Raw genomic sequence first — 14,465 nt, forward strand, 5'->3', positions numbered from 1 at the left:
TTCTTTTAATGGATACGGATTTACAATTATATATTTCCAACAGCAATGCGGCCGAGGACAGCTTCAAAGGGAAGCTCCGAAGGTTATTTCTCGTAGATAAGCTTAGCAGCACTACCGGACTGCTGATCTTGCTTTTGCTATCATCCGTTTTCGGTGCATTAATAGCCTATTTCGGTGTGATTGCAGTGGCATTGATCATGGTGCTGATGGTTGGGCCGGTTGTCGTTTATTCCATTGTGGTGTTTCCTCAGTTTGGCATGACGGTGTTGCTGGTTCTTGCTTATCTGCTCTTTTTTGTTGGCCGGCTCGGCATTGATTTTCCACTTGGAACGGTCATGGACGGCATTCAGGGAATGCTTATTCTGGGCTTTTTTATTCGTCAAAAGCGTGAGCCGGACTGGTCTATGTTCAAAGGGCCTGTCGGGACGATGATATTAGTCTGGCTTGTTTATAACATCATTGAAGTTGCTAACCCGGTGGCGGAATCGCGGCTGGCGTGGGTTTACACGGTGAGGTCGGTTGCGATTGTAATGCTCACTTATTTCGTGTTCATGTATCAGATCAGGACTGTAAAGCAGATCCGTTTTTTTATAAAAATGTGGATCGTTCTGACAACATTTGCAGGTTTGTACGCTTTCAAACAAGAATTCATCGGGTTTTCCGCAGCCGAAGAAGCTTACTTATATTCAGATCCGAACATTAAAAACCTGCTTTTCATCGCGGGGCATTGGCGAAAGTTTTCAATATTTTCTGATCCCGTTGCCTTTTCCTATAACATGGTGGTCAGCAGTATTTTGTGCATTGCCATGTTCACATATGTAAAGAAAACTTGGAAGAAAATCGTCTTGCTGGGCATCACAGCGCTTCTTTTCACCGCAATGCTGTTCTCCGGAACACGGGGCGCTTACGTACTGCTTCCGGCTGCAATGGTGTTGTTTGCGATCCTGAGGCTTAGCAGAGCAGTTGTAATCGGAACTGCGGTCGCTGCCGTGGCAATCGCTTTTATGATCGTGGTGCCGACAAGTAATCCAAACATTGTCCGCTTTCAGACGGCATTCAAGCCGAGTGAAGATATGTCGTATCTGGTTAGGAAAAATAATCAGAAACGGATTCAACCTTACATTCTCTCGCATCCAATGGGAGGCGGGATGGGCGCAACCGGTGTCTGGGGCCAGCGTTTTGCTCCCAATTCTTATTTGGCCAACTTTCCCCCGGACAGCGGTTTCGTGCGGATCGCCGTTGAGCTGGGCTGGATCGGGCTGGGGCTTTTCTGCCTGTTAATGTTTTTTATATTGAGGCAGGGAATCAACAATTACTATACAATTCAGAATCACGAGCTGAAAACATATTGCATGGCTATGTTGCTGATCGTGTTTGCATATAATATTGGAAACTATCCGCAAGAAGCGCTTGTGCAATTTCCGTCTAACATTTATTTCTATCTTGTTGTGGCAGTCATCAACATTACCAAAAAAATTGATGATCGGGAGCGGGAACGTTTAGCCACAGTTTGAACTTATTGGCATTTACTGGTAAATTATTATGGACATTGTTATAACCGGACAGCAGGCCTGGGATGTAGAGATAGGAAGCAATTGCAAAAATATAGCATTGGAATTTAGCAGACAGCACCGTGTCTTATATGTAAATTCTGCATTGGACCGGGCTAGCTGGTATAAAAACAGCACTGACCCGAAAGTATTTAAACGCCGCGAAGTCATTAATAAAAGGCAGGACGGATTAGAGGAAATACAGGAAAATCTTTGGGTTCTATATCCCGACGAGCTGATTGAATCTATTAACTGGATTACTACAAAGCCTATTTTTGAATATTTAAACAAACGGAATAATCAGATTTTCGCCAATTGCATTCAGCGGGCTATTCAAAAATTAGATTTCACCAACTTTATCCACTTCAATGATAACGATATGTTTCGCAGCTTTCATTTGAAAGACATGCTGAAACCGGTGTTGTCCATTTATTATTCAAGAGATTACATGCGGGCGGTGGATTACTGGAAAAAGCACGGTGATGTGATGGAACCGCAATTGATCGCCAAAAGTGATCTTTGCGTCGCCAACTCGACTTACCTCGCAGATTACTGCCGAAAATACAATCCGAATTCGTTTTATGTAGGCCAGGGATGTGATCTGGATATTTTTATGGATGCAGGCAAATCGGCCGAGCCTGCTGATATGAGCGTTTTGCCTCATCCGCGCATCGGATATGTTGGCGCTTTGCAAAGCATCCGGCTTGATATGGACTTGCTTCATCACATTGCCAAGTCACGCCCGGAATGGACGATCGTTTTGGTTGGTCCGGAAGACAATGAGTTTACCGCCAGTGCATTACACCAACTGCCCAATGTGATATTCACCGGCTCGCGCGACATCAGCGAACTGCCTGCTTATATTAATTCGTTTGATGTATGCCTTAACCCGCAGCTGTTGAATGAGGTTACTATTGGCAATTATCCGCGCAAAATTGATGAATATCTGGCTGTGGGAAAGCCTGTCGTTGCTACGCAAACGGATGCAATGAGCGTGTTTTCAGAGCATGTTTATCTGGGAAAAACACACGAAGATTATATCATACTAATTGAGCAGGCTTTACAGGAAAACTCCGCGTCCCGCGCTGAGGAGCGCAGGATTTTTGCAAGTTCGCACACTTGGGAAAATAGCGTAGGGCAGATTTTCAGCGCGATTAACAAAGTCAGCTCCTGACCAAATTAAAGCTGCTTCAACTCGACCAGCCCACTTTCAGATTCTGTTTTCAGGGCAACCAGCTTCTGGTTCATATCATCGCTCCATTGCCCTTGTTTAAGGATGGCTTCCAGTTCCTTGTATTGATTAGCAGTCGAAAGCATGCCGACCGAAAACAATGAGGAGCGGAACTTGTGAATGGACTGGCGAAGCTTTTCCAGGTCTCTCACCGCGGATGCTTCCTGAATAGCGGTTAGCTGAACCTGGCTATCATTTTCAAACATCTGAATTAATTCGTCCCGGAGTTCCTTATCACCACCGGTGATCTCTGAAAGGTAATCAAGGTTTAAAATACTATCTGGCATAATGCTGTTTGATTGAGGGGTGATCGTTGAAACGGGTTGTGGTTGTTGTGATGCGCTTTCCTTAGTTCCTAAATATGCAATTGTATTTAATAGTTCGCTTTCCTTGAAAGGTTTTGAAATGTAACTGTTGGCGCCAATGCTGATGCATTCTTCTTTTTCACCAACCATTGCGTGCGCGGTCATGGTAATGATCGGAATGGTTTTGGAAATGGCGCTGCGAATTTCCTTAATGGCCGTGTAACCGTCCATAACCGGCATTTGAATGTCCATCAAAACAATGTCGAACTCTTCCTGCTTTAATTTATCGATTGCTTCCTGTCCATTATTTACAATGGTTAGCGGAATGCGCAACCTTTCGAAAATGGCGCTTAAAAGCTTTTGATTCAATGTATTATCCTCTGCGGCAAGCACGCGAAGTGAATTGATCGACTTGCCCTGATTAATGTCCATCTCAATCTCTTCCTGCTCTGCCGGCCGCTCCATCACTTTGAAGGGAAAATCTATGGTAAAGATGCTTCCTTTGCCAAGCTCACTTTCTACTTTTAATGTTCCGTCAAATAGTTGAACGAGTGATTTGACAATGCTTAGCCCAAGACCGGTTCCGCCGAAAACCCTGGTTGTGCTTTCCGTGGCCTGCACAAAACGGTTGAAAACCAATTCAAGCTTGTCTTTGGCAATTCCTACGCCAGTGTCAATCACCTCAATCCGGATCGTTTGAACGCCGTTGACAATTTCGCCTACCGGTGAAACCCTTAATGTAACGCTTCCATTTTCGGTAAACTTAACAGCATTTCCGCAAACATTGATCAGGATTTGGGTAAGCCGCAGCTTGTCCGCTTCAACGAACTGGGGAAGCTTTCCGGCCAGCATATAGCTGTAATTAATGCCTTTTTCAACGGCCTTTTGCTTCACAATAACGGATACTGATTCTACGACTTCGATCAGCGAAACGGATGTCTTATCAAGATGAACCTGTCCGGCTTCGATTTTTGAAAAATCCAGGATGTCGTTAATCAGTTCGAGCAGATTCTTGCCCGCATATTGAATGTAACCAACATATTCAATGCTTTTCGGATCGGAGACCTGGCTGATCAGTAAGTTGGTAAAACCAATGATTGCATTCAGCGGAGTCCGGATTTCGTGGCTGACATTGGAAAGGAAAATATCTTTCACACGGACCGACTTCTCAGCTAGCACGCGCGCTTTTTCCAGCGTTGCCTCGTAATTGGCCCGTTCTGTAATGTCGCGGAAAACCGTGATTGCATTTGTAACTTCACCTTCAAGGCCGATTACAGGTTGCACATTGGTTTCTAGGTGGAATATTTTATTGTTTTTGATCAGATCAATTTTGTTACCAGCCAGTTTCTCTCCTTCTAAGCCACGAGCCACGGGCAGTGTATCCGGCGTGAAGCGAACATGGTAACGAGTCGGGTCCAGCAATGTAATCTGTGCCAGCTCATCTTCCAATGTAACGAGCTTGCCCTGTTGTTTTAAACCCAATATGTCACGTCCGGACTGGTTGATGAAAACGATTTTCCGTTCCTGGTTGACCACCATTACACCATCCGGGATCGCTTCCAGATATTGGCTTAAAAGCCGCTCTTTTTCGTTAATTTCTTTCTGCAAAAGGTCTTGCCTCCGTTTATCGAGGTCAAGGAAAATGATGGAAAGAATTGTTAAAAACAGGCCCACGATGCCGGTAACAATGATAAACATAACCGAATTGTCCTGCGTTCGCGCTACGAGCATGCGCCGCTTGTTCAGGTTTTGATTCTCGTAACTTTCAATCTCTCCGATCTTTCTGGTCAGCGTATTATTGAGCGCAATTCCTTCGCCCCTGCGGATTTTTGCAAAAGCACTGTCGCGGCCAATGGTTCTGTAAATGGTTACAACACCTTGTGAATAAGCCACAATGTTACTTGAAATTGACAGCAGTTCCCGCACGCGGGTGCTTTGTGCTTCATCGTTTTTGACGAGATTAAAAAGCGTGTCCGTTATGCCGATCAGCTCAATTTTCTTATTGTAATTATCCGCCAGCAGATTGTTGTCCTGCGTGATCAGATAACCCCGCATATTGGATTGGAAATCCTTTGTAACATGGCCAAACTTGGCGGTTTGATTTAAAACACCAATCGTGCGATTGAGCCGCTCGTTGTTAAGCGAAAGGTCACGGACGTTTTTGTAGGTAAAATATTGGGAAGCGAAGATCAAAGCCAAGCCCAGGTATATGATTGCATAATACCATTTGGAAGCATCTTTTGTCAAACTGGTCGGCATGAACTTGGATTAATCGGCTATCTTAAACGAGGTAGAATAAAGAGCGGGTAAGGTTAAGTGAGATAATCAAAGTTAAACTTTAAATGCCGGTAAAGATGCCTGATTTGTGAAAGAAAAAAATTCTCACTTTGCCGCCATTCTTCCCTTTTCATCGTGCTGGGCTCAACTTCTGAGTTCTTTTGTGTGAACAGTCCGGTAAAATCTTTATAAAAAACAGCCTTCCCGTTTTTCTTCAAAAAGGACATCATCATACTGTATTCTGTAAAATCGCCTTTCTTTCCTTCAATGTATCGTCCGAATTTTTGAAAGAAACTGGTTCTTCGCAAGTGCGGGTGATCGCTGTACATGTAAAATTTGCGATAACCAGGTTTCCACACTTTAAAGGCCATGTCATAAAATCCGTTGTCCGCATTTTCAAGATATGGATATTCGAAATAGGCATAAAAGCGCACCATATCCAGTTCCTGGCGCGTGTTCATCAGCCGTAGCGCGTGCCCGAATTTTTCAGGAAATATTGCCGCCGGGGTGAAATCTTCCTGCACATATAATGTCAAAGGTGTCTGCACTGCATCCTGACCCTTGTTAATGTTGTTTCCGAGTCCCTTATTTTTAGGCGTCGTAATGAGCCTGAAGGTGAATTGTGACTGCAATGACCGTAAATAATCAACGTGCTCGGGCTTGCTGCCATCATCTGAAACAACAATGTCCTCAAAGCGGCAATTCAGCGCAGCAAAAGATCTGAGCAGCTGTTCCAGGGATTGACTTCTGTTATAATGTGTTACCAACAGCGACACACCTTCGAAATAATATTCTTTTTCCATAACATTCAAGGGTTCCGGTCCGGTCATTTCATCAACACAAGGTCGAGCGTGTTTTTTAACCAGCGGTAACGCAGATAACCCAGTCGGGCAAGTTTGACCAGCGGGTTTTCACTCAGTTTCCAGTTGGCCCGCTCCATGGTGCTGGGCTCATCAGATGAGTTTTTTTGGTAAAATAAGTTGGTGAACTCATTGAAAAACAGCCCTTTGCCCTTCTTTTGCAGGAAATGAACCGCCATTGTATATTCGGTCAGATCGCCTTTGATGCCTTCGGGATAACGACCAAATTTTTCCAAAAAGTTGCTGCGCCTCAAATGCGGGTGATCGCTGTAATAATAAAATTTCAAATGGTTCATGTCCCAAAATGAATAGACCATTTCTGAAAATCCTTTCTGAAACGGTTTCAAAGTAGGGTAGGCGAAATAGGCGTAAAAGCGCACAATGTCCCATTTGGCATCATTACGCATAAATGTAAGGGCATCCTGAAAATGGGCAGGGAAAATATCGGCGGGCTGAAAATCTTCCTGCACATATAAAGTGTAGGCCGTTTTTACAGCATCCTGACCCTTGTTAATGTTATTACCCAGTCCGCGGTTTTTCGGAGTTGTAACCAGATTAAAGTCAAAGCGGTCTTTCAGGCTGGTGATTTTGCTTAAATGCTCCGGGCGGCTTCCGTCGTCAGAAACCACGATGTCACCAAACTGGCAGCCCAGTTCTTTGAAAGTTTGCAGCAACCTTTCCAGGGATTCGCTTCTGTTGTAATGTGTTATCAGTAATGTTGTATCAGGAAAAGTATGCATAGGGTCAGAAAATGGAAAGATATTCACGCATTCCTTTCAATTGTCTTTTGGCACGGTTTACAAAAGCATTGGCAATGCCTCCGTCGTCCATCAGCCTGCGCGGCGAAGTGAAAACCTTGGCCCGAGAATCAGTTACCATTTTTAGATTACCCGCCTTTTTCAGGTTAAGAGCCATTCTTCCATCCTCCGCCTCGTTATGAAAATCGCTTCCAACAATGTTAGCGTAAACGCGCGAACCGCTTACTTTAAAGCCGCCCGTCGTGCGCCCGAGCTCTGTTACAAAGCCCATATTAAAGCCGTAAACATTGAGATATTCGCGGTTTTTCTTGCGAATCTGGATCATTACCCCTGCAAATTTTTCATAAACCCAGAGGCCCAATCTGCCCTGATTTTCAGGCGGAATGAATGCATAGTTCCCATAAACGCCGGAGATGCCGGGGTCTTTGATCATTGGCGCAACCATCAGATCAATCCAGTCGGGTGGGTAAAAAGTGTCGGAATCGGCGCAGAGATGATATTTGCCGCGGGCAAGTTCAAGTCCCATCTGCCTGGCGAAGGGTGTGCCCTGCACAGTTTGAAGATAAGTCCGGACACCCAGTTTCTCTAAAACCTGCTGTGTGCCGTCCGTAGAGTTGTTATTAATGACAATGATTTCAACCTTGTGCTTACTTTGGCTGGCCGACAGCGAAGAAAGCGTCCGGTAAATGTTGTTCTCTTCATTCCAGGCAGGAATTACCACCGATACATCGGGTTGCTCTTCCTTGAAACGGCTTATACTCGTTCTGAGCCGATCAATTTCTTCACCTTTGAGATCTGAAAACCGCTTGTTGGTAAAAAGGTGCGGCAAAATCCATTGCGGCAAGCCAAATAAACTCATATGCTTATAGTATAGTGGATTCGATACGCTCTAATAATGCTGTGATGGCCTGTATATGCAGTTTCGGATGAAAGTTAAAACTTTAATCCGGGTTTGCGCAAAAAAATAGTAAAATTAGTTCTATTATCGCAGTCTGATATACTACATAGCTTGTTACACATAAATGGAGAGTAAACCCAAAGATCAGTACTGGATAAAGTCCGGGTTTATCAATATAATTCAAAACTTTTCTGGCGTTTTCTTTGGCTTTGCCGGGTTTTATATTTTGGTAAGGCTGCTTACAAAACACGATTTCGGTGTGTGGACGCTTTTCATAAGCACCACCACCATTTTAGAAGCCATCAGAAGCGGCCTTTTGCAAAATGCACTGGTCAAATACATTTCTTCCACGGACAAGCGCGAGCACCCGGAAATCATCACCGCATCATTTGCAATCACCGCCATTGTTTCGGTTGTCTGCATTACGACCATTCTGGCCATTGCGCCTTATCTGAGCCGGATCTGGGATTCGCCTCAGCTTGTTCCGATGCTTTATTTTTACATTGCGATTTACCTGTTCTCAGGAATGCAGGCGCAGTTTAACGGGGTAGAACAGGCCAATCTGCGATTCAATGGCATTTTTATCACCACCATCATTCGGCAAGGGACTTTTTTCGCATATGTGCTGGCTTGCTTTGTTTTTTCCATTCACGTTGAGTTGCTTTACCTCGTCTGGATGCAGATTTTTAGCGCATTACTGGGAATGCTGGTTGCTTACAATTTTGCAAAAGGCAACCTTGTTTTGTCCCGCAATGTAAGCAGGGCGTGGGTTGACAAGCTTTTTGGCTATGGAAAATACGCGTTTGGAACGCTCATAAGCTCCCTGCTTTCAGGCACGATTGACCAGATGATGCTGGGCGCATTGCTTTCTCCCGCGGCTTCGGGTGCTTTCAATATCGCGGTCAGGGTTACTAATCTGATCGACATTCCGGGCAATGCAGTTGCCATCATTGTATTTCCGCAGAGTGCAAAACGCATGGAATCCGAGGGCCCGGCTGCGATTAAATATTTGTACGAAAAATCGGTAGGCACGACCCTGGCACTTGTGTTTCCGGTTGTGGTTTTCCTTTATCTTTTTTCAGGAACTGTCATTCACTTTATCGCGGGTGAAAAATACAACGACTCCATTCCCCTGTTGCAGGTTACTTTACTTTACTGTCTGCTTGGGCCATTTGGAAGGCTTTTTGGCAACATTCTGGATTCTATCGGAAAAACGAGAGTGACTTTTCTGGTTGTGATTGGTTCGGCAACATTAAACTTGTGCCTGAATTATTTTCTGATCCGCTCGATAGGCGTTATGGGCGCGGCGTATGCTACATTAATTTCGAGCATTGCGGCCTTTGTCGTGGGGCAGGTGATTCTGAGGCGGACAATCGGTGTTAATGTTTTGAACACTTTCGTTTATATGTATGAGTTTTATCCCGAATTATGGAATAAACACCTTAGGCCGATGCTCAAATTGAAGTGAGGAGAATGTAAAGTTGTTATATTTAAGCACTAGATCTCCGATAAACCCACCGAATACGCGCTTGATAAATGAAACTTAGAGGACATCAGATCATCGTTTTTGGATTACCCAGATTTGACGCATCCATTGAATCAACCAATTACACAACTGCCAAATTACTGGCCAGGGATAATTTTGTGTATTACGTTGAGAATCCATATACGCTAAGAGATTATTTTAAAATGCGCAAAGGGCCTGAGTTTGCATTAAGAAAAAAACATTTCAAGCCCCTTTCCAGCAGTCTGATCGATACTGATATTCCCAATCTGAAAATCGTCATTCCACCTATTTTGTTATCCGTAAATTTCCTGCCGGAAAATGTGATTTTCAGGCAGCTCCTGAAAGTCAACGAATTCTGGATACGCAGAAAACTCAAAGCAATTGTTGACGCACACGGGATCAAGGAATTTACTTTCATCAACTCATTTAATTTTCATTACCCCTCTGTGGCCGAAGGCTTATCGCCAGCACTTACGATTTACCATTGTCTTGACCCAATGGTTTTGCCATTTAACAGGCGGCACGGGGTGGTTTCGGAGGATATGCTTGTCAGGGAAAGCGATGTGGTGATTTGCAGCAGCAAGCATCTTTATAATGAGAAAAAGAAGCAAAACCCGAACACTTATTTTGTGGCCAATGCAGCTGATATTTCCCACAGCAGCAAAGCCCTAGATCCGGATCTGAAAGTGTTTCCGGTGATAGCAGACATTGCCAAACCCGTGATCGGATATCTGGGGGCCATTGAACGCAGACTAGATTACGGCTTGCTGAAAGAAGTGATTGCCATGAATCCGGCCAAGAGTTTTGTTTTTGTAGGGCCCGTGTCGCCGGAGTTTGTCCCGGAATGGTTTTACCAGGCGCCTAATGTACACTTTCTGGGTTCTATTGATTACAATCACATGCCGGCTGTGATCAAAGGTTTTGATGTTGCCTTGATCCCTTTTAAGAAAGACGATTTCAGCAGCAGTATTTTTCCGTTGAAATTATTTGAATATCTCGGCGCCGGCAAGCCTGTCGTTGCCAGTGACTTTAATCCTGATTTGAAAGAGTTTACCAAAGATGCTGTCGCATTTTGCAGTTCTGCCCAGCAGTTTTCGCAGGCAATTGACGCCGCATTGTCTCATGACAGCGAAGCTTTAAACCAGGAACGTGTTGCCATCGCTGCCGAAAATACGTGGGAAAAACGTGTTGAAGCCATTGGCGATATCATTTATAAACACCTCGAAATGAAAAGGAAAGCCTGAAAGGCTTCCTATTTCACCTGCTCCGCAACAGCCTTTTTCTTCGATTTATACTGAAAGCGCATTTCAATGTTTTTGTATGTCCATGCCGAAACGAAGTAAATGAGTGCGAAATTCAGGAAAACCAAGTAACTGTAATCTTCCGGCTGGAACTTCAAAATTCTGATAAAAAGCACATTGAAAAGACTCAGCAAGAGCGCGTGCGTCATGTAAATGGAGTAGGAATATTTGCCCAGGCTATGGAAAAGCCCCACGCGCTTCATGCCATTTGAAATAATGCCTTTTTCGAAGGCAAAAGTGTAAATGCAGGCAAAGAACAAGATTTCAAACACGGCTCCCCACGGCTTCATCACCTCGCCATTGTAAATGCAAATGGCTATCAATGATAATGTTACCAATTCCAGAACAGAAAATATCCAGGAAGGGAATTGTCTGATGGTAAGATGCGTGCTGCTGAAAAAGTTAAAGCACAAAACGCCCATAAAAAAGCCAAGCACACCTCTGAGAAATCCGTAATTGAAGCTGTAATTGATCTGGAAACTGTCGGAAACAAGCCAAAGACACGTTAACGAGATCAGAATGACCATGATGTAATAAAGATTCCGTCTTGTGAACTGGCCGTATGAATGAATGAAAACCACCAGCGTTCCAAACACAATGTAAGCGATCATTTCTGCGCTAATTGACCAGCTGGGAATGTTCCAGCTCACATCATTCACACCGGGAATCGGCGTTGAATTCACCAGAAACAAGGAGGTGAAAAATGTGAAAACATTATTAGCCGGATTAATCAGATTGTTAACCTGAATGTAAGGACTGAGCACATTTTTGGCCACTTCCATCACCAGAAATGCCATCAGCATGACGAAATGCAGCGGGTAAACGCGGTAAACTCTTTTGGTGAGAAACAGTTTTAACTGCGGCCCGTCGGAGAGTGACTGATAGCTGTAGGCGATCACAAATCCGCTGAGCACAAAAAAGAAATCTACAAACATATCCGAGTTTTCAACGAATTGATTGTTGATCATCGGTGTGTTTGCAAAGGGAGCAAGGTGGAAAAGAAAGACCAGTGAGGCAAACAGTCCGCGGAAGATGTCCAGCACTTCGAACCTGTGTTTCATGCTATGAATTTTTAAGATTAAACAGGCACACAAACCGGTTAAGCTTGGTTATGGGGTCGTATTCGTATGTAAATTCGTCAGCGGCTTTGGTCATGATCAGCAGCCCGAAATGCTCGCTCGTATCGCTGAGCAGCCCGGGCATGAGCACTTCTGGAAGTTCCTCCACGAAAAATAGCGCCTTGCCCGGCGGATTAGACCGCACAAAAAGCGAATCCATTCCATTGTGATAAATCGCAAAATCGACGGACGTGCTATTTTGCAGCGGCCACGAAATGCGGGTCTGGTCCTGGGCGATTAAGACCAGTGGCTGTCCGTAATCCTCTTTTTCCAAAACCAGTTCGGACGCACCGATTTTGATCATCAGCTCCGATTCAGGCTGACCTGAATGTTTCACTGCATTAGTAAGCAGCTCGGCGATCACCCATTTGATCCTGGAAATAATGGACTCATCAATGGGGTGCCCTTCGGTTCTTTTTCTAATCTGATCCAGACATATTCCTACGGTGCCGGGAATCTCTTCGCGCTGGCACCTAAACACAACCTTCACACTATCCAAATCTTGATTCATAAGCTAGTTTGACGCTTTCATCGCCTGATCATAGTCTGTAAAAATTTTGAAGACCTTATCCATCCTGATTAGCGTCAGCAGGCTATTAACATCTGGTTTTAGTGAAACCAGATAAATATCTACGTTGCGGGGCATGGCGTATTTTAAGGCAACCACCAGGCTTCCCAAAAAGGAGCTGTCGATGTAATTGACATTTTCAAAGCTCACCATAATGAGGCGCGCGCCGTTGGCAACGAGGCTTATCATTTCTTCTTTAAACAATTCAGCATTGGTAAGGCTGGCTTCCTGTGGTAAAATTGTGGCCTGCGCCACGCCGTCAACTTCTTGTACTTGTAGTATCATATGGGATTAAGTTTTTTCAATAAAAATAAGGCTGGCGTCATCCAGCTGGTTGCTGTCATTAATGGTTTCCAGCACGTTGGTTCTGATCGATTCAAAGCTTTCAGGCGAGCCCATAAAGGGTTCAATTCTGGATACGAAAAATGGATAATCACTTCTTTTAGAGCCATCTGCCGGAATGTCGATCATGCCGTCGGTAAAAATGGCGAGCTGGTCGCCCTTTTTCATTTTGATCACCTGTTTGTCGTAAAATCCATCTTCGAGCAATCCTAGCAGCAACCCTGACGAAAGCACGGTGGAGATTTTCTGCGTTTCAGGCTGGAAGCTGATCAGCGGGAGATCGCCCGCGCCGGTGTAGTGAATTTCGCCTGTTTCGCTGTCTAACAATATCAGCGACAAGCTTGAAAGGATATTTTGAAGGCCTTCATCCAGATAAATGAGCTTATTGATTTTCTGCACAATGGTGTCCAGCGTGAAGTCATTATCCAGCACGCAGAAGCGGATTGCCGCGCGGATGTAACTGAGGAAACCGAATGTGAAAAACCAGGCTTTCCACTTCTTTCCCATAATGTCGCCCAAAAATGCAAAGCAGAACCGGCTGTCGACCTGAACAAAGTCGATGAAATCACCGCCCGGATAACCCCGGTAACCCTTATGCCAATAGTAAATTTTGAAACCGCTAACAATGGGGCTTTTTGTTGGAATTGACTTTACATTCAGCATTTCAGCCGCAACTTTAAGCTCACGGACAGACCGCACATGCTCATTTTGCAGTGATTTGATAATGTTATTCAACTTGGAAATGATCACCGGAATGGGCGTTTCCTTATTGATAAAATCAAGCGCATGCATGCTCAGTCCTTCCATCACCAGAGAATTATCGGTGAATGATGTCAGAAAAACGAACGGAATGTCGCTGATGCTGGGGTTCAATAATACAGCCTGACGGAAGTCGAAACCGTTCATCTGAGGCATGTCGTAATCGGACAGGATCAGGTCGGGAGTCTCGACGAGCAGCAACTCCAATGCTTCGGTTGCCGACTCGCAGGGCACGCATGTGTAACCTGCTTTGATCAAAGAAGCCTCAAAAACTTTACGAAAAAGCATGTTGTCCTCAACAAGGAGGATTTTTTTAACGGGAGAGGGGGGATCAGCAAAAGAGATCATTTCTTGTTAAAGTTTAGCACAAACAAAAGCACTCCGCCAAAAATAACCAGTAATGACACCAGGTCCATAATCGTTACACCGTCATTGGGATTAAAGTAAAACACAGTGAAAATCTCAAAGCTAGGCGGCGCAGGCATAATGATCATTGCAAAGCCAAAGACAATCAGCAAGATGGAAAGGATGAAGTTGATGACCTTCTGAGCTGCATTTTTTGCCACAGGTGCATGGTTAACACGGCTGTCAAGCTGATTTTCAGCGAGCAACTTTTCGAGACCTTCCAAAAGTTCTTCCCGTGAAAGATTATTCTCCCGATCCAATGCCTGAAACGGCGCCACTTGCCGGGCCCGAACGGCCGATTGTTTGAAAGCCTCCGCGATTTGCTCCTCATATCCTGCCGCATTTTCAGGCTCAATGGCAGACTGGCCTATGGCTTCGATCAGCTCCTGAATTTTTTTGTCAACCAACGAATTTTCTTGCGCTGAATTTCCAGACGGTGTGTTTTCCGAAACTTTTTTATTGTCAAGCAAACGAGATATTTTCACTTTACCGATATGGAATTAGATTCTGCCGGAAATAGAAGCGCTTTTTCGAGCAGTTCCAACAATTTCTAGGGTCAAAGATTACATTTTGTTTAAAGCTATAT

At 44.5% G+C, this 14,465-nt stretch carries 13 protein-coding genes; 4 read left to right on the top strand and 9 right to left on the bottom strand.

The window, feature by feature from the left end; translation table 11 throughout:
- Positions 1-8 precede the first annotated feature (8 nt).
- The gene (locus AC0IYG_RS17860; RefSeq protein WP_471712495.1) at positions 9-1,514 is read left to right on the top strand and encodes an O-antigen ligase family protein; all 1,506 of its coding nucleotides are present in this window, start codon (positions 9-11) and stop codon (positions 1,512-1,514) included.
- Positions 1,515-1,542: 28 nt separating this feature from the next.
- A complete protein-coding gene (locus AC0IYG_RS17865; protein WP_471712496.1) occupies positions 1,543-2,724 on the top strand; it encodes a glycosyltransferase in 1,182 nt (393 codons plus the stop codon).
- Positions 2,725-2,729: 5 nt separating this feature from the next.
- Here the strand turns inward: AC0IYG_RS17865 and AC0IYG_RS17870 are convergent, their stop codons facing one another.
- From AC0IYG_RS17870 to AC0IYG_RS17885, 4 genes are read right to left on the bottom strand one after another with little or no spacing between them, the layout of a single operon-like run.
- Positions 2,730-5,345, bottom strand: coding sequence for a hybrid sensor histidine kinase/response regulator (locus tag AC0IYG_RS17870; RefSeq protein ID WP_471712497.1), 2,616 nt, complete (start codon positions 5,343-5,345; stop codon positions 2,730-2,732).
- A 53-nt stretch (positions 5,346-5,398) separates the two neighbouring features.
- The gene (locus AC0IYG_RS17875) at positions 5,399-6,166 is read right to left on the bottom strand and encodes a glycosyltransferase family 2 protein (protein ID WP_471712498.1); all 768 of its coding nucleotides are present in this window, start codon (positions 6,164-6,166) and stop codon (positions 5,399-5,401) included.
- Positions 6,167-6,189: 23 nt separating this feature from the next.
- Positions 6,190-6,963: a glycosyltransferase family 2 protein gene (locus tag AC0IYG_RS17880; RefSeq protein WP_471712499.1), complete on the bottom strand. Its 774-nt coding sequence runs from the start codon at positions 6,961-6,963 to the stop codon at positions 6,190-6,192.
- Between the two features lie 4 nt (positions 6,964-6,967).
- Entirely contained in the window at positions 6,968-7,840 is an 873-nt protein-coding gene (locus AC0IYG_RS17885) for a glycosyltransferase family A protein (RefSeq protein WP_471712500.1), read from the bottom strand.
- A 163-nt stretch (positions 7,841-8,003) separates the two neighbouring features.
- On the opposite strand from AC0IYG_RS17885, the gene AC0IYG_RS17890 reads away from it, so the two are divergent.
- Positions 8,004-9,347: a flippase gene (locus AC0IYG_RS17890; RefSeq protein WP_471712501.1), complete on the top strand. Its 1,344-nt coding sequence runs from the start codon at positions 8,004-8,006 to the stop codon at positions 9,345-9,347.
- A 68-nt stretch (positions 9,348-9,415) separates the two neighbouring features.
- The gene (locus AC0IYG_RS17895) at positions 9,416-10,630 is read left to right on the top strand and encodes a glycosyltransferase family protein (protein ID WP_471712502.1); all 1,215 of its coding nucleotides are present in this window, start codon (positions 9,416-9,418) and stop codon (positions 10,628-10,630) included.
- Positions 10,631-10,638: 8 nt separating this feature from the next.
- Here the strand turns inward: AC0IYG_RS17895 and AC0IYG_RS17900 are convergent, their stop codons facing one another.
- The 5 genes from AC0IYG_RS17900 to AC0IYG_RS17920 are packed head-to-tail and all read right to left on the bottom strand — an operon-like array spanning position 10,639 to position 14,364.
- Positions 10,639-11,748, bottom strand: a complete 1,110-nt coding sequence (locus tag AC0IYG_RS17900; protein ID WP_471712503.1) for an acyltransferase family protein — start codon at positions 11,746-11,748, stop codon at positions 10,639-10,641.
- Position 11,749: 1 nt separating this feature from the next.
- Positions 11,750-12,316, bottom strand: a complete 567-nt coding sequence (locus AC0IYG_RS17905) for an ATP-binding protein (RefSeq protein WP_471712504.1) — start codon at positions 12,314-12,316, stop codon at positions 11,750-11,752.
- A 3-nt stretch (positions 12,317-12,319) separates the two neighbouring features.
- Positions 12,320-12,658, bottom strand: a complete 339-nt coding sequence (locus tag AC0IYG_RS17910) for an STAS domain-containing protein (RefSeq protein WP_471712505.1) — start codon at positions 12,656-12,658, stop codon at positions 12,320-12,322.
- Positions 12,659-12,664: 6 nt separating this feature from the next.
- Positions 12,665-13,822: a SpoIIE family protein phosphatase gene (locus tag AC0IYG_RS17915; RefSeq protein WP_471712506.1), complete on the bottom strand. Its 1,158-nt coding sequence runs from the start codon at positions 13,820-13,822 to the stop codon at positions 12,665-12,667.
- Complete coding sequence (locus AC0IYG_RS17920; protein ID WP_471712507.1) at positions 13,819-14,364, bottom strand: hypothetical protein; 546 nt, start codon at positions 14,362-14,364, stop codon at positions 13,819-13,821. Before AC0IYG_RS17920 ends, AC0IYG_RS17915 begins: the two co-directional genes overlap by 4 nt.
- Positions 14,365-14,465 lie beyond the last annotated feature (101 nt).

Source organism: Dyadobacter sp. AC419 (assembly GCF_979253085.1).